16 protein-coding genes are annotated in these 15,535 nt (G+C 68.0%); 1 reads left to right on the top strand and 15 read right to left on the bottom strand.

The features are described 5' to 3' along the window. Positions 1 to 9: 9 nt before the first annotated feature. From glmM to rplM, 3 genes are all read right to left on the bottom strand, one after another. Positions 10 to 1,368 (bottom strand): phosphoglucosamine mutase, encoded by a 1,359-nt coding sequence (glmM, locus tag J8N05_RS10045; RefSeq protein WP_210882057.1) that lies wholly within the window; start codon positions 1,366 to 1,368, stop codon positions 10 to 12. 424 nt (positions 1,369 to 1,792) lie between these two features. Further along, positions 1,793 to 2,317 carry a 30S ribosomal protein S9 gene (gene rpsI / locus J8N05_RS10040; protein WP_107022214.1) on the bottom strand — a complete coding sequence of 175 codons (525 nt, stop codon included), beginning with the start codon at positions 2,315 to 2,317 and terminating at the stop codon, positions 1,793 to 1,795. A gap of 45 nt (positions 2,318 to 2,362) precedes the next feature. Further along, a complete protein-coding gene (rplM, locus tag J8N05_RS10035; RefSeq protein ID WP_055614906.1) occupies positions 2,363 to 2,806 on the bottom strand; it encodes a 50S ribosomal protein L13 in 444 nt (147 codons plus the stop codon). Between the two features lie 379 nt (positions 2,807 to 3,185). Here rplM and J8N05_RS10030 point away from each other — a divergent pair, with 379 nt between their 5' ends. Beyond that, positions 3,186 to 4,052, top strand: a complete 867-nt coding sequence (locus J8N05_RS10030) for a hypothetical protein (protein ID WP_210882056.1) — start codon at positions 3,186 to 3,188, stop codon at positions 4,050 to 4,052. 152 nt (positions 4,053 to 4,204) lie between these two features. On the opposite strand, the gene J8N05_RS10025 is transcribed toward J8N05_RS10030, so the two are convergent. From J8N05_RS10025 to infA, 12 genes are all read right to left on the bottom strand, one after another. Further along, positions 4,205 to 4,957, bottom strand: coding sequence for a polyprenol monophosphomannose synthase (locus J8N05_RS10025; protein ID WP_210882055.1), 753 nt, complete (start codon positions 4,955 to 4,957; stop codon positions 4,205 to 4,207). Positions 4,958 to 4,961: 4 nt separating this feature from the next. After that, on the bottom strand, positions 4,962 to 6,266 hold the full coding sequence (locus J8N05_RS10020; RefSeq protein WP_210882054.1) for a UDP-glucose dehydrogenase family protein: 1,305 nt from the start codon (positions 6,264 to 6,266) through the stop codon (positions 4,962 to 4,964). 77 nt (positions 6,267 to 6,343) lie between these two features. After that, complete coding sequence (locus J8N05_RS10015) at positions 6,344 to 8,233, bottom strand: ArnT family glycosyltransferase (protein WP_210882053.1); 1,890 nt, start codon at positions 8,231 to 8,233, stop codon at positions 6,344 to 6,346. Then, positions 8,233 to 9,261, bottom strand: a complete 1,029-nt coding sequence (locus J8N05_RS10010) for a glycoside hydrolase family 26 protein (protein ID WP_210882052.1) — start codon at positions 9,259 to 9,261, stop codon at positions 8,233 to 8,235. Before J8N05_RS10010 ends, J8N05_RS10015 begins: the two co-directional genes overlap by 1 nt. Further along, positions 9,261 to 10,871, bottom strand: coding sequence for a glycosyltransferase family 2 protein (locus J8N05_RS10005; RefSeq protein WP_407699894.1), 1,611 nt, complete (start codon positions 10,869 to 10,871; stop codon positions 9,261 to 9,263). The genes J8N05_RS10010 and J8N05_RS10005 overlap by 1 nt, the downstream gene beginning before the upstream one ends. Positions 10,872 to 11,169: 298 nt before the next feature. Further along, positions 11,170 to 12,027, bottom strand: a complete 858-nt coding sequence (gene truA / locus J8N05_RS10000) for a tRNA pseudouridine(38-40) synthase TruA (RefSeq protein ID WP_210882051.1) — start codon at positions 12,025 to 12,027, stop codon at positions 11,170 to 11,172. 145 nt (positions 12,028 to 12,172) lie between these two features. Continuing rightward, a complete protein-coding gene (gene rplQ / locus J8N05_RS09995; RefSeq protein WP_210882050.1) occupies positions 12,173 to 12,682 on the bottom strand; it encodes a 50S ribosomal protein L17 in 510 nt (169 codons plus the stop codon). 188 nt (positions 12,683 to 12,870) lie between these two features. Further along, the gene (locus J8N05_RS09990; protein WP_003966937.1) at positions 12,871 to 13,893 is read right to left on the bottom strand and encodes a DNA-directed RNA polymerase subunit alpha; all 1,023 of its coding nucleotides are present in this window, start codon (positions 13,891 to 13,893) and stop codon (positions 12,871 to 12,873) included. A 122-nt stretch (positions 13,894 to 14,015) separates the two neighbouring features. Next, complete coding sequence (gene rpsK, locus J8N05_RS09985) at positions 14,016 to 14,420, bottom strand: 30S ribosomal protein S11 (RefSeq protein WP_003956432.1); 405 nt, start codon at positions 14,418 to 14,420, stop codon at positions 14,016 to 14,018. 69 nt (positions 14,421 to 14,489) lie between these two features. Then, a complete protein-coding gene (gene rpsM, locus J8N05_RS09980; RefSeq protein WP_107022207.1) occupies positions 14,490 to 14,870 on the bottom strand; it encodes a 30S ribosomal protein S13 in 381 nt (126 codons plus the stop codon). 216 nt (positions 14,871 to 15,086) lie between these two features. Then, a complete protein-coding gene (gene rpmJ / locus J8N05_RS09975) occupies positions 15,087 to 15,200 on the bottom strand; it encodes a 50S ribosomal protein L36 (RefSeq protein WP_003998809.1) in 114 nt (37 codons plus the stop codon). 57 nt (positions 15,201 to 15,257) lie between these two features. Further along, a complete protein-coding gene (infA, locus tag J8N05_RS09970) occupies positions 15,258 to 15,479 on the bottom strand; it encodes a translation initiation factor IF-1 (RefSeq protein WP_003948620.1) in 222 nt (73 codons plus the stop codon). Positions 15,480 to 15,535 lie beyond the last annotated feature (56 nt).

Genomic DNA, 15,535 nt, shown 5'->3' with positions numbered 1-15,535 from the left:
AACCCCGGCTCAGCCGAGCGCAGACTTCACCGCGTCAGCAAGCCGCCCCGCCACAGCCCGAGCCTGATCGATATCAGCGGCCTCGACCATGACCCGCACCAGCGGCTCGGTCCCGGAAGGCCGCAACAGCACCCGCCCGGTCGCGCCAAGCTCCCGCTCGGCCTCACTCACCGCGGCAGCGAGCTCCGCGGACGTCGACACCCGCGACCGATCGACGTCGGGCACATTGATCAGCACCTGCGGCAACCGCTCCATCACGGACGCGAGATCCCGCAGCGTACGCCCGGTCTGCGCGACCCGGGCCGCCAGCAGCAGCCCCGTCAGCGTCCCGTCGCCGGTCGTCGCGTGATCCAGGATGATCACGTGCCCGGACTGCTCACCGCCGAGCGCGTAATCGTGGCTCTTCATCTCCTCCAGCACATACCGGTCGCCGACCCCGGTCTGCACGAGGGACACGCCTTCACGCTCCATGGCCAGCTTGAACCCGAGGTTCGACATGACCGTGGCGACCACGGTGTCGGACCGCAGCTCGGACCGCTCCCGCATCGCGAGCGCGAGCACGGCCAGGATCTGGTCCCCGTCGACCTCCGCACCGGTGTGGTCCACGGCGAGGCACCGGTCGGCGTCACCGTCGTGCGCGATACCGAGATCGGCGCCGTGCTCGATGACGGCGGCCTTCAGCAGACCGAGATGGGTGGAGCCGCAGCCGTCGTTGATGTTGAGGCCGTCGGGCTCCGCGCCGATCGTGACGATCTCGGCGCCCGCGCGCGTGAAGGCCTCGGGCGAGACCCGCGCGGCAGCGCCGTGCGCCTCGTCGAGGACGACCTTCAGACCGTCCAGCCGGTTCGGGACGGCGCCGAGGAGATGGGCGACGTACTTCTCGAAGCCCTCCTCGTACGAGCGGACGCGTCCGACGCCGGAGCCGGTCGGCCGGTCCCAGGGGGCGCCGGTGCGGTGCTCCTCGTAGACGGACTCGATCCGGTCCTCCAGCTCGTCGGCGAGCTTGTGCCCGCCGCGGGCGAAGAACTTGACGCCGTTGTCCGGCATGGCGTTGTGGCTCGCGGAGAGCATCACACCGAGGTCGGCGCCGAGGGCACCCGTGAGGTACGCCACCGCGGGGGTCGGCAGGACGCCGACGCGCAGCACGTCCACACCGGCGCTGGCGAGGCCGGCGACCACGGCGGCCTCCAGGAACTCCCCGGACGCACGCGGGTCCCGTCCGACCACCGCCGTCGGCCGGTGGCCTTCGAAGGTTCCCGCTTCGGCCAGTACGTGCGCCGCCGCCACGGAGAGGCCGAGCGTGAGCTCTGCCGTCAGATCCGCGTTGGCGACACCACGTACGCCGTCCGTCCCGAAGAGTCGTCCCACTGGTGTCCTCCGAACTTGCTCAAGCTCGATCAGTCTTGATCAGAATGTGCGACACGGCGTGCGGCACAACGTGCGACACGGCCGCCACGTACGCCACGCGCGACGCGTACGCCACACGCGACGCGTACGCCACCACGTGCGGCTCGGCCGAGGGTCCCGCCCCGGCCCGGCACACGTCAGGTATATCCCCCGGGCCTGTATATCTCCCACGCCTGTTCCAAGGCTGTGGCCGAAAAGGCCGCGGCACGCGGCTGCGACACCCGACCACGGCACGCGACGCGTACCGCCACGAGTACCCCACAGCCTCTGACCCACGAGCGGCACCACAGGTTGTGCCACGGATTGCGATAAAACGAACGCCCCGGCGACACAGAACGTGCCGCCGGGGCGATTCGTGCAGAAAGCGAGCGAAAATCGCTGAGATTTAGCGCTTGCTGTACTGCGGGGCCTTACGGGCCTTCTTGAGACCGGCCTTCTTGCGCTCGACCGCACGGTCGTCACGCTTGAGGTAACCGGCCTTCTTGAGGGCGCCGCGGTTGTTGTCCACGTCGGCCTCGTTCAGCGCGCGGGCCACGCCGAGGCGCAGGGCACCGGCCTGACCGGAGACGCCGCCACCCGAGATACGGGCGACCACGTCGTAGCGGCCGTCGAGTTCGAGCACCTTGAAGGGCTCGTTGACTTCCTGCTGGTGCACCTTGTTCGGGAAGTAGTCCTCAAGCGTGCGCCCGTTGACCTTCCACTTGCCGGTGCCCGGGACGATCCGGACGCGGGCGATGGCGTTCTTGCGACGGCCCAGGCCGGCGGCCGGCTGCGGGTCGCCGAAGCGGCCGGCGAGCGACTCCGAGGTGTACTCGCCCTCGACGACGGGGGCCTCGGACTCGGTGGTGTAGCTCTCGATGTCGACAGCCTCGGTCTCTTCGACCGGCTGCTCAACGGTGGTCTCGGCCACGATTCTCCTCAGATTCTGTTCAGTCTTAGGGGGTGGTGGCCGGAACTACTGCGCGACCTGGGTGATCTCGAACGGCACCGGCTGCTGTGCAGCGTGCGGGTGCTGGTCGCCCGAGTAGACCTTCAGCTTCGAGAGCACCTGACGGCCCAGGGTGTTCTTGGGGATCATGCCCTTGATGGCCTTCTCGACGGCCTTCTCGGGGTTCTTCGCCAGCAGCTCGTCGTAACGGACGGAGCGCAGACCACCCGGGTAACCGGAGTGGCGGTACGCCAGCTTCTGGGTCTTCTTGTTGCCGGAGAGGTGCACCTTGTCGGCGTTGATGATGATGACGAAGTCACCAGCGTCGACGTGGGGGGCGTAAATCGGCTTGTGCTTGCCCCGCAGGATGTTCGCGGCAGTGGTGGCCAGACGACCCAGGACGACATCCTGGGCGTCGATGACGTACCACTGGCGAGTGATGTCGCCGGGCTTGGGGCTGAACGTACGCACGGTCATGCCTTCGCTTCTTCAGTGAGTGGGTCCTGACAATGGGCCACCACGGACGATGTACGACAGCCCTGGCGGACCTCGGGACGCAACCGAGTCCTGCCGCTGGTCATCGGCCCGGTGGACCGGTGTAAGGGCCCCTCACGTGAGAATGAGCAAGCCAATACACATAACGAACCGCAAGAATACCTTCGGTGGCCCGTACGGGTCAAAACGCGTGCCGGAGGGCAGGCGCTCGCCGGGTTCGAGGGTACGCGACCGCACTCGGTGTTCCTGAGATGCCCCCTTTGCTCTCATTCGGGCTTGACACATCGGCGTTTCGAGTGCTGCGGGAGAGGACCGGCGGATCCCTTGTCCCCTTGTCCCGTCTAAGATGCGGCCCATGAGCTTTGGGCAGGGGGGACCCCAGTGGGGTTCCGGGGGATCAAATTCTCAGCCGCAGTGGAGCAGTCAGTCTCCCGACTGGGCGGCGCTGGCCGAGGCGTCCGAAACGCGCAACCGGCGTCGCAGGTGGATGCTGGTCGGCGGCGGCGCCCTGGCCACCATCGCCGTGGGCGCGGCCGTCGCGGTGGCCGTCGTCTCGGCGGACGGCAAGGAACAGGCGTCGAACAAACCCGCCTCCGAGCTGCCCGCCTCCGCGGACATCCCGTCGGACACCGCCGGGACCGGGCCGTCCTTCGAGGCGACCTCGGCGCCGCCGCCGCTGGATCCGAAGGACTTCATATCCGATGTGAAGAAGGACACGGCGGCGCTCGCGCCGGACACCCTCTTCCCGGGCACCCAGCTGACGATGGGCGAGACCGTCTACAAGAAGGGCGCGATGGCGTCCACGAAGAACTGCGCGTCGGCCGCCCAGGGCACGCTCGGCCCGGTCCTCACCAAGAACGACTGCACCCGCCTCATGCGTGTCACGTACTCGAAGGACGGGGTGGCCGTCACCGTCGGCGTGGCCGTCTTCGACAACGAGGCCAAGGCGCTCAGGGCGAAGACCGACGCCGACAAGAAGAGCGTCGTCCAGTCCCTGTCCGGTGAGGGCGTCCCCGTCTTCTGCCGCTCGGCGATCTGCCGCTCGACGACGAACTCGTACGGCCGCTACGCCTACTTCACCGTCGCCGGCTTCACCAACGGCAAGGACGTCACCGAGAAGGACGCCAAGGTCTTCAGCACGGGCGACGACCTGGCCGAATTCACCTTCCGCCAGATCCGCCGCAGAGGCGAGGCCCAGGCATCGGCGGCAGCCAACGAGTAGCCCCCTCAGGGGCGCGGGGAACGGCGCAATCTTTTGTCTTCAGGGGGCCGCAGGCCCCCGAGGGGCGCGGGGAACTGCGCGACCAGCCCCCACGCACCCGCACCCGAAGAACAACCCCGGACACCCCAAACCCCCAGCCCCCCGGCAGGTGGTCAGTCCCTCTTAAGACGCAACTTCACCGGCACCAACGCCGACTCAAGCTGCGTACGAAGAGTCATCTTCGAAACCCCTTCGGTCCGCTCCTCGAACCGGATGGGAATCTCCACCGCACTGTGCCCGGCCCGCACGGCCTTGTACTTCAGCTCTACCTGAAAGCTGTACCCCGCGCTGTCCAGCGAGTGCAGATCCACGTCGTTCAGGGCCCGCGCGGACCACAGATTGAACCCCGCGGTGATGTCCCGGATCTTCGTGCCGAGCACGGTCCGCGCGTACCGGTTCGCGAACCGGGACAGCAGCACCCGGTGCGCGCCCCAGTCCTCGTCGAGCGAGCCCCCCTCGACGTACCGGCTCCCGATGACCAGCCCGACCCCCGAGGCCACGGCGGTGCCCAGCATGCGCGGCACCGCCTCCACGGGATGGCTGCCGTCGGCGTCCATCTGCACCAGGTACTCGGCGCCCTCGTCGACCGCCGCGCTCATGCCCGCCACGTACGCGCGCCCGAGCCCGTCCTTCTCGGTGCGGTGCAGCACGCTCATCCGGCGTTGCCCGTCCGCGTTGTACTTCTCGGCCAGCTCCTCGGCGATCCGGCCCGTACCGTCCGGGCTGGAGTCGTCCACCACCTTCAAGTGAAGCCCGCCCAGAGGCAGTTGGAGCACCGCCTCGGCCATTCTCGGCAGATTGGCGGCCTCGTTGTACGTGGGCATCACGATCGTGACGCGCACGTCGTCGAATGTCTCGTACGTCATGTCCTTACCCCTCCCCACCGGGCGCGGGTCTACCCAGCGCCCGGAACTCCCAGCCCGCCGCGGCCCAGGTGGCCCCGTCGAGCGTCCCCCTCCCGTCCACGATCCGTGGACGGGAGACCAAGGTGCGGGCCCGCTCGGGAGCGAGCTCGCGGAACTGCGGCCATTCGGTCAGGTGCAGCACGAGATCGGCTCCGCGCAGCGCGTCCTCGGCCGACAGCGCGTACCCGAGCAGCGGGAACGCCTTGCGGGCGTTGTCCATCGCCTCCGGGTCGTAGACCGTGACATCGGCGCCGTCGAGACGCAAGCGCGCGGCGACGTTCAGCGCGGGCGAGTCGCGGATGTCGTCGGAGTCCGGCTTGAAGGCCGCGCCGAGCACGGCGATCCGCGCGCCGAGAACCGCGCCCCCGCACAGATCGCGGGCCAGCTCGACCACCCGGTCGCGGCGCCGCATGTTGATGGCGTCGACCTCGCGCAGGAACTCCAGGGACACCCCCAGCTCGTCGGCGCGGTGCGCGAAGGCCCGGATGTCCTTGGGCAGACAGCCGCCGCCGAAGCCGACGCCGGCCCGCAGGAACTTCTTCCCGATGCGGTCGTCGTGGCCGATCGCCTCCGCGAGTACGGAGACGTCGCCGCCCGTGGCCTCGCAAACCTCGGCCATGGCGTTGATGAACGAGATCTTGGTGGCGAGGAACGCGTTCGCGGCCGTCTTGACCAGTTCGGCGGTCGGGAAGTCCGCGGTGACCACCGGGGTCCCCGCGCCGATGACGGGCGCGTACACCGCGCGCAGCAACGTTTCAGCATGCTCGGAGCCGATGCCGAGGACCAGGCGGTCGGGCCGCAGGGTGTCCTCGACGGCGAAGCCCTCGCGCAGGAACTCCGGGTTCCAGGCGATCTCCACGCCGGTGTGGGTGTCCGCGAGACGCCGGGCCGTACCCACGGGCACGGTGGACTTGCCGACCAGGAGCGCGCCCTCGCCCGCGTACCGGGCCAGCGACGCGAACGCCGCGTCCACGTACCGCAGGTCGGCGCCCTCCGAGTCCTTGCGCTGCGGGGTACCCACGCAGATGAAGTGCACCTCGCCGAAGGCCGCGGCCTCCTCGTAGGACGTGGTGAACCGCAGCCGCCCGCTCGCCGTGTGCCGGGCGAGCAGTTCGGGCAGCACGGGTTCGTGGAACGGCACCCGCCCCGCCTGCAGCGCGGCGACCTTGTCCGGGTCGACGTCGACCCCGAGCACCTCGTGCCCGAGCTCCGCCATACAGGCGGCGTGGGTGGCACCGAGATAGCCGGTGCCGATGACAGTGAGCCGCATGGGCACGGCCTTTCTCTCACACAGTGTGTTGGTCGATTCAAGACATGGGTGGCCGCCGGAAGAGCCGACGGCCACCGTCAGGAACTCTTGATCCAGATGCGGTACGTGCCGTCGCCGCCGCTGACCTTGAACGGCACGGTGCCGGCCAGCCGGTACTTGCCGCTCTCCTTGAGGGCGGCGATGACGACCTTGTCCATCTGCGGGGTGGCGACCCCGTCGAGGACGACCATGTCGAACCAGCCGTCCTTGATCGCCGTGCGGTAGCCGTCCGCGCCGCGGTGGACCTTGCCCTTGTCGTCCTTGTAGCCGATGCCGTAGAGCGAGGTCCATCGGGACTGCTCGGTGATGTCCCGCAGGTAGTACACGGGCACGTTCGGCGTGGAGGCCAGGTAGCGGCCCTTGTCCGGCGTGATGTGTGCGCGGAGCACCGTGTTGAGACCGGACGTCCCGGGCCAGGAGGCGAAACGTTCCACCGACTGGGACAGGCCGAGGCACAGCACGGTGACCCAGAGCAGGATGCCCAACTGCGGATAGCGGAAGTGCGCTCCGACGAGCCTGGTCACACCGATACCGGCCATGGGCGCGGCGAACAGCAGGCCGAAGCCCAGATGCTTGTACAGGGCGACCGACGTGGACAGATGGATCTGGTACGCGGGTGCGAGCGTCGCCGTGCCGCACAGCAGCAGCCCCAGCAGCAGACGCCAGCGCCAGCCGGGACCGCTGAGCCGCAGCGCGAGCGGCGACTCGTTCATCCGGCCGCGCCTGATGTAGGAGACGGCGCCGCCGCACGCGGTCAGGAACATCAGACCGCCCCACAGGGCGGACTTCTCCAGCAGGTCGACGGCCGAGTCGGTGCCGTGCTCACGGGCCGTGGTGGTGGCCCGTACGCCTTCGAGCACATCGGTGCCGTACAGCGCGACACCCAGCAGACCCGCGATCCCGACGCCCAGCAGCAGGGCACGTGCGAACGCCGCCTTCCCCCGGTGCGGCCAGGCGGTCAGCAGGGCGAGCACCACGAGCGTGGGCAGGAACAGCGCGGAGGCGTACTTCACACCGACCGCGAGGACCGCCGGCGGGGCGGCGAGCAGCACCACGGCGACCGGCGCACGGTCGGTCCGCACGACGACCCAGGCCGCCGCGGCGAGCAGGAAGATCGCCGGAGCGTCGTACGTGGCGAAGTAGCCGAGCACGATCGTCGACTGGGTGACGGCGAACAGCGCGGCACCGGCGAGCGCGGCCCGCTCGTTGAACATCCGCCGCGAGAAGGAGTACAGCAGGGCCGTCGTGCCCAGCATGAAGAGGAGGCTGAGCACCCGAGCCCCGGTCAGCCCGAACCAGCCGTCGACGAGCGCCGCCAGCACGGGGTAGAGCGTCGGCGAACCGGAGAAGTAACTCGCGTAGTCCGTGGTCACGGGCGTGCCGTTGAGAAGGTGGTCCAACTGCTCGTGCCCGGAGCTGAGATACAGCGCCTCGTCCTGGAACGCCGTGTTGGACAGCCTCAGCGACAGCACCGTCTGGATCAGCAGGATGCACAGCAGCACGGCCCGGCTGACCCAGGCCCGGCGCCGGCTCGCCGCCATGTCCCAGCCCGCCTCGGGCGTGACGGGGATGTGGTACGAGGGCTCGGCGGGCGTCTCCTCGACGGTGTGCAGCGCGTACGTCGGCTGGTCCTCGCGCTGCCGCTGCTCGGGAATCCCCGGCACGTACTGCTGCTGCTCCTGCTCCTGCGGGTACGCGGCCTGCGTGCCGTACCCATGACGGGTCTGCGCGGGCCGCCCGTTGGAGTTGAACCAGGAAGCCGAGTCGCCCTCCCCATAGGGATCGACGTACGGATCGGCGTACGGGTCGCCGTACTGCCCCCCGAACTGGTCCCCGTACCTCTGGTCCTCGTACCTCTGGTCCCCGTACGACTGCTCGCCGTACGGACCCTGCGGCTGCGGCGGACGAGGGTTCTGGCTGCGATTCATCACGGCTTCCGAACGTCGAAGCCGAACACGTCGGCGGCGGCCAGTCGCTTGAACTCCTTGAGGGCCAGCGGGCTGACCTTCAGACGCCAGTCGGCGCGCTTCTTGTGGTCGAACCACACGAACCCGAGCATGTCGTCGTCCGCCTCGACCCCGGCGAACAGGTTCCGGACGTCGGCCCGGCGCCGCTCGCCCGGCTCCGCGGCCGTCTCCAGGATCAGCGTCGGCTTCTTCGTGAAGGTCCGGATCTCGTCCAGGGTCGGCCCGAAGACGCTCTTGTAGGCGTTGTCCTCTTCGAGCGTGAAGTAGCCGATCACGCCCACCCAGTCGACATAGCCGTCGCCCGGGTAGTACGGCTTCAGCTCGACGCTCTTGACCGGGTTGACGATGTTGGGCGACCAGGCCCAGATGACGTTGGAGGCTCCGGCGTCCGTGAACGTGTCGTGGATGTGCTTCCACGCGGCCACGTACTGCTTCGGCGTGACGTTCTTGGTGCCCCACTTCTCCCAATGGCCGTTCATCTCGTCGGCGAAGGAGATCACTACGGGCAGGTTCAGCTTGCGCACCGAGGCCGCGTACTTCTTGAGGTACGCGTCCTTCTCGCCGGCCGCGATGTCGGCGAGCGTGACGTCGAACGGCTCCCAGGAGACCAGGGTCAGCGCGCCCTCGGCCCAGGCGTTGCGCACGCCCTGGGCGTCGAAGCCGTCGCCCCAGGCCGCGTAGTACTCGATGAGGTTCGGCTGCTTGCCGGTCATCGCGGTGTAGGCGTCGACGCCCTTCATCGAGTTCGGGGCTCCGTCGACGGCCGCGCCGAAGTACTTCTTCTCGGGCTTGAGCAGCGGCGTGACGTCGTACGGGATGTCGGCGTCCGTCCCCTGCGCGTCCTCGCCCCCGCCGTTCTGCGAGGCACCGCCCTCGGACGAGGCCGTCGTACCGGAGTCGTCCAGCAGGGAGCAGCCGCTCAGCGTGAGCAGCGCGGACAGGGCCAGCGCGCAGCCGGCCGCGGTGGTACGTACACGTGTCAGGAACATCAGACGGCGCTCTCCGCTCGGGGCTGCACCAGGACCCGTCCCACGACGAGGGCGTAGAAGAGTCCGGTGGAAAGGATGAGGGCGAAGTCGGGGGCGTTCATCGTGAACAGCCGCCACACCGCGGCACCCACCCAGATCAGGGCGGTGCCGCCGCCCCAGACCCACATGCCGATCCAGAAGCGGCGGGTCTTGTTCTTCTTCGCGCCGGCGGAACCGGTGGGCTGCCAGCCCATGCGGTTCTTGCGCAGGATGTCCCAGATCGCGAAGAAGTGCGCCCAGCCGTACATCATGCGGGCCGCCCACGCCTCCAGGCGGTAGGGGGCCTTGTGCCACATCGGGAAGATGATCGTGGTGTAGAGGATGCTCGGCAGCACCAGGAGCAGATGCTCGACCTTCAGCTTGTCCGGCATCATCAGCAGCAGTACGACGGGGATCACGGGCGCAGCGAACGTGAACAGCGCCGTGTGGATGTAGTAGAAGAAGCCCGACATGTAGCAGAGCCGGCTGGAGAACTTGATCTTCCGCTGCCAGAACTTCCTGCTGCCCAGCAGGCTCATGGAGCCCGAGCACCAGCGGTACTGCTGGTTGAAGAAGGCGCCCGCGCTGTCCGGGCACACCCCCGTGGACACGGCGACGGGGATGTACCGCAGGTCCCAGCCGAGGCCTCGCAGGTCGAAGCCCGTGTGGACGTCCTCGGAGTGCTCGATCAGCGTCGTACCGCCGTTGTCGTTCAGCGCCGCCCGCCGGTAGATGGCGCACGAGCCGACGCAGATCGCGCCGTCGCTGCCCTGCCGGGAGACCTGCACGGAGCGGTAGAACAGCTCCTGCACCGCGCCCGCGCCGCGCTCGATCCAGTTCTGCGAGTCCAGGACACGGAAGTACTGCGGCGACTGGACGATCCCGGTCCTCGGGTTCTCGTCCATGTACGGCAGCATCTCTTCGAGCAGGTCCGCACGCGGGGTGAAGTCGGCGTCGAGGATGAGGATGAACTCCCCGTCCGACTGCTCGAAGCCGAAGTGCATGTTGCCGGCCTTCTTGAACCAGCCGCGGTTCTCCCGGGTCCCGTAGCGGAACCCGAAGTCGTGGGCCATCGCCTCAAGGTCGGCGCTCGCGCCGTCGTCGAGCACGAAGGGCACGCAGACGCCGGGATAGCGGTCGGCCATCGCCCGGACATGGGTCCAGGTGTTGTGCAGGACCTCGATGGGCTCGCCGCACACCGGCAGGAAGACGTCCACCGACGGGTACGTCTCGGGCCGCCAGTTCGCGACCAGCGACCGGTGGTGCTTGATGTCGAAGTCCCGGGTGAATCCGTTGACCCGCAGCGAGATCAGGTAGTAGATCACCGTGAAGACGAGGAGCGGTGTGTAGATCCACAGCACGGGGGTCGACTGCGCCAGCTTGAACTGGCTCATGATCAGGCAGCAGAAGCTGATCAGCGAACTGATCGTCAGGATCCACAGGTGCCGTCTGGCGTAGGAGTACTTCTCCTTCTCCGTCGGCGGCAGAGGCAGCAGCCCGAGCGACGCCTGGCCGCCGCGCCCCGCCCTCCGTTTCCCGGTCTGGCGCGTGCTGCGCCGCCCCCCGGTCCGCACAGGACCTACTGATGTCATGAAAAAACCCACCCCCGGGCATGCAGAAGCCCGATGATCCCCGCCCCTTGCCCGGCCACCCCATTCGAACAACAGGCCGGGCCGCGAAACTATAACCGAGTTTCAAGAGGTACGTAAGATTCGCGTGAGCAAGGAAGTCAGACATGACGCCTTACGTCCGATATAAGGCACCAAGCTCCGTGTTACGGCTTGATTTCACCGAGTCCGATAAGGGGTGGTTTGCGAACGCCGGGACGGAGGCGGGGGCAGGCCGGGGGCAGGGCCGGGGGCGGGACCTCTCAGCACCGCCCGAGGGTGTTCAACAACACGCGGCGCCCGGCAGGGTCCGCCGGTTCCGCGCCTCCTTGTTCCGCGCGGCGAGCAGCTCGTCGGCCGGATACCCGACCTCTTCGAGGGTCAGCCCGTGCGGCCGCACCACATGCACGGCGGAGTCCCGCACCCCCGCGGCCAGCACCTTCGCCGGCCAGTCGGCCCCGCGGTGCCCGTCGCCCACGAAGAGCAGCGCCCCGATCAGCGACCGCACCATGTTGTGGCAGAAGGCGTCGGCCCGCACGGTGGCGGTGATCACGCCGTCGCTCCCCCGTTCGAGCCGCAGCTCCTGGAGCGTACGGATGGTCGTCGCACCCTCCCGCTTCTTGCAGTAGGCGGCGAAGTCGTACTCGCCGAGCAGCCCCCGGGCCGCCTCATTCATGGCGTCGACGTCGAGCGGCCAGTCGTGCCACAGGACATGGCTGCGCAGCAGGGGGTCGACCCCGCCGGGGTTGTCGGTGACGCGATACGCGTACCGCCGCCACATCGCCGAGAACCGCGCGTTGAACCCGCTCGGCGCCTCGGCCAGGGACCACACCCGCACGTCCTTGGGCAGCCGCCCGGCCATCCGCTTGAGCAGCTTCTCCCGGTGCTCGGCCCACAGCTCCTCGGGCAGGTCGACGTGCGCCACCTGGCCGCGGGCGTGCACGCCGGCGTCGGTCCGCCCGGCCACGGTCAGCTCGTAGGTCGTGCCGCCCGACCGCGTGACGGTCCGCAACGCGTCCTCGATCTCCCCCTGCACGGTCCTGCGGCCACTGGCCTGCTTGGCCCAGCCGGAGAACTCGCTCCCGTCGTAGGAGACGTCCATCCGGATCCGCACATGCCCGGCCGCAACTTCGTCACTCACCCAGAAATCCTCTCAGGAACACGAAAGCGGGCCCGCTCCAAAAAGGAACGGGCCCGCTCAAGCAAGCCCCCGAAGGGGCACGGGGAACGGCGCGACCAGCCACGACGAAGCCGCAGCCGACGACAACCGGTCCCCGGCAGAACGCTTACGCGTCCTTGGACTCCTCGGCAGCCTCGTCACCCTTGGCCGTGTCGACCTTGGCGTCCTCGACCTGAGTCTCCTCGGCCTTGACCTCGGCGTCCTTGGCGGAGCGCTTCGTCGCCGCCTCGGCCTCACCGGTAGCCTGCTGGGCCACGGTCAGGGCCTCCACCAGCTCGATGATCGCCATGGGCGCGTTGTCGCCACGACGGTTACCGATCTTGGTGATACGGGTGTAGCCACCCGGGCGGTTCTCGTAGCGCGGGCCGATCTCGGTGAAGAGCGTGTGCACGATGCTCTTGTCCGTGATGACCGACAGCACCTGACGGCGGTTGTGAAGGTCGCCCTTCTTCGCCTTGGTGACCAGACGCTCGGCGTACGGCCGCAGACGGCGGGCCTTCGCCTCGGTGGTCGTGATCTTGCCGTGCTCGAAGAGCGACTTCGCGAGGTTCGCGAGAAGCAGCTTCTCGTGCGCGGCACTGCCGCCCATACGGGCACCCTTGGTGGGCTTCGGCATGGTCTTTCTCCTTGATGTCTGCCCCGGCCGTATCAGGTACCGAGGTCAGTGTCCGAGCAGGCGATCGCCTGTCGAAGATCCGGGGCCTTTTTCAAGGCCCCGGAGGACCCGCGCCCCGAAGGGGCGCGGGGAACTGCGCGACCAGCCACGACGGCCCCGCAGTCGAAGAACCCTCCTCGCGGAGCGGCTCAGTACTGCTCGGTCTCCACGAAGCCCGCATCCGCGTCGTCGTCGGCGCCAAAGGCGTCAGCGGCAGCGGTCGGGTCGAACCCGGGAGGCGAGTCCTTGAGCGCAAGACCCATGCCCGCGAGCTTGGCCTTGACCTCGTCGATGGACTTCGCACCGAAGTTACGGATGTCGAGCAGGTCCGCCTCGGAGCGGGCGACGAGCTCACCCACGGAGTGGATGCCCTCACGCTTGAGGCAGTTGTACGACCGAACGGTGAGCTCAAGCTCCTCGATCGGCAGGGCGAGATCAGCGGCGAGGGCGGCGTCCGTCGGGGACGGGCCCATGTCGATGCCCTCGGCGTCGATGTTGAGCTCGCGCGCCAGACCGAACAGCTCGACCAGGGTCTTACCGGCCGACGCCATGGCGTCACGGGGACGCATGGCCTGCTTGGTCTCGACGTCGACGATCAGCTTGTCGAAGTCGGTGCGCTGCTCGACACGGGTCGCCTCGACCTTGTACGTGACCTTGAGAACCGGCGAGTAGATCGAGTCGACCGGGATGCGCCCGATCTCCTGACCGACCTGCTTGTTCTGCACGGCGGAGACGTAACCGCGACCGCGCTCGACGGTCAGCTCCATCTCCAGCTTGCCCTTGCCGTTGAGCGTGGCGAGGACGAGGTCGGGGTTGTGCACCTCGACACCGGCGGGCGGGGCGATGTCGGCGGCGGTGACGAGACCGGGTCCCTGCTTGCGCAGGTACATGACGACGGGCTCATCGTGCTCGCTGGACACGACCAGCTGCTTGATGTTGAGGATGAGGTCGGTGACGTCCTCCTTGACACCCGGCACGGTGGTGAACTCGTGCAGGACGCCGTCGATCCGGATGCTGGTGACAGCGGCACCGGGGATCGAGGAGAGGAGCGTACGACGGAGGGAGTTGCCGAGGGTGTAGCCGAAGCCCGGCTCCAGCGGCTCGATCACGAACCGGGAGCGGAATTCGTCGACGACCTCTTCGGTCAGCGACGGACGCTGAGCAATAAGCATGAAGGAGTCCTTCAGTCATGGGCACCCACTATTTGATGCCCTTGAGTACTTCAAGGGTACGGGCGGCACGCCTCCGAAGAGCCGTACCGCCCGAACCCAGGAAAAGCTAAGACAACCGTGCGTCAGACGCGACGGCGCTTGGGCGGACGGCAGCCGTTGTGCGGCGTGGGCGTCACGTCCTGGATCGAGCCGACCTCAAGGCCGGTCGCCTGCAGCGAACGGATGGCGGTCTCACGACCGGAACCCGGACCCTTGACGAAGACGTCGACCTTGCGCATGCCGTGCTCCTGCGCGCGACGGGCGGCCGACTCGGCGGCCATCTGCGCGGCGAAGGGGGTGGACTTGCGCGAGCCCTTGAAGCCGACGTGGCCGGCGGAGGCCCAGGAGATCACGTTGCCCGAGGGGTCCGTGATCGAGACGATGGTGTTGTTGAACGTGCTCTTGATGTGCGCGTGGCCGTGAGCGACGTTCTTCTTTTCCTTGCGGCGCACCTTCTTGGCAGCGCCCTGACGACCCTTGGGGGGCATCTATAACTCCTACGGGGAGGTGGTCGGTCCTACAGCGAAGACCGCTGATGAAGCGTTGTCCGCTGAGGACTACTTCTTGCCCGGCTTCTTCTTGCCGGCGATGGCGCGACGCGGGCCCTTGCGGGTACGAGCGTTCGTGCTGGTGCGCTGGCCGTGGACGGGCAGGCCACGACGGTGGCGCAGACCCTGGTAGCAGCCGATCTCGACCTTGCGGCGGATGTCGGCCTGAACCTCACGGCGGAGGTCACCCTCGGTCTTGAAGTTGTTGTCCACGTACTCGCGGATCCGGACCAGCTCCTCCTCGGAGAGGTCACGGACGCGGGTGTTGGGGTTGACGCCGGTGTCGGCCAGCGTCTTCTGCGAGAGGGTCCGGCCGATGCCGAACACGTAGGTGAGGGCAACCTCCACGCGCTTTTCGCGCGGGATGTCAACACCGGAAACGCGTGCCATTCAATGGCTCCAGTTGTCGTTCGGAGGTCTTCCACAGAACCGGCTCCCGCCCGCCGTCCTCTTCCGAGGCGAACACCTCGAAGATTCGGTACGAACCGGGTCCCCGGCCTCCGACCGGGGGTGTCGGATCACTGCGCACAGTCGATCCGGGCTCTGCGTATGAACATGTTCGTGCGTCGCGCGAAGTTCTGCGGGTGCAGAAGGTGCGGTCGTGCGTCAGCCCTGGCGCTGCTTGTGGCGCGGGTTTTCGCAAATGACCATGACCCGGCCGTGACGGCGGATCACCCTGCACTTGTCGCAGATCTTCTTGACGCTCGGCTTGACCTTCATTGGTGAGGTTCTCCGGGTCAGTGCCACCACCCCGCGGAAGCGGGGCACAGGCAAGATCTACTTGTACCGGTAGACGATCCGGCCACGCGTCAGGTCGTAAGGAGACAACTCCACCACGACCCGGTCGTCAGGGAGGATGCGGATGTAGTGCATACGCATCTTGCCGCTGATGTGTGCCAGAACCTGGTGGCCGTTCTGGAGCTCAACCTTGAACATGGCGTTCGGAAGAGACTCGACGACAGTGCCCTCGATCTCGATGGCACCTTGCTTCTTGGCCACGCTTCGCCCTTCGAATCGACTACCTTGATCGACTCCGCGCTTACCACATGCAGACA

Origin of the sequence: Streptomyces liliiviolaceus, from assembly GCF_018070025.1 — a bacterium.
Taxonomy (GTDB): Bacteria; Actinomycetota; Actinomycetes; order Streptomycetales; family Streptomycetaceae; genus Streptomyces; species Streptomyces liliiviolaceus.
The sequence above is the reverse complement of the archived record's forward strand: the minus strand, read 5'-3'. Positions and strand labels throughout refer to the sequence as shown.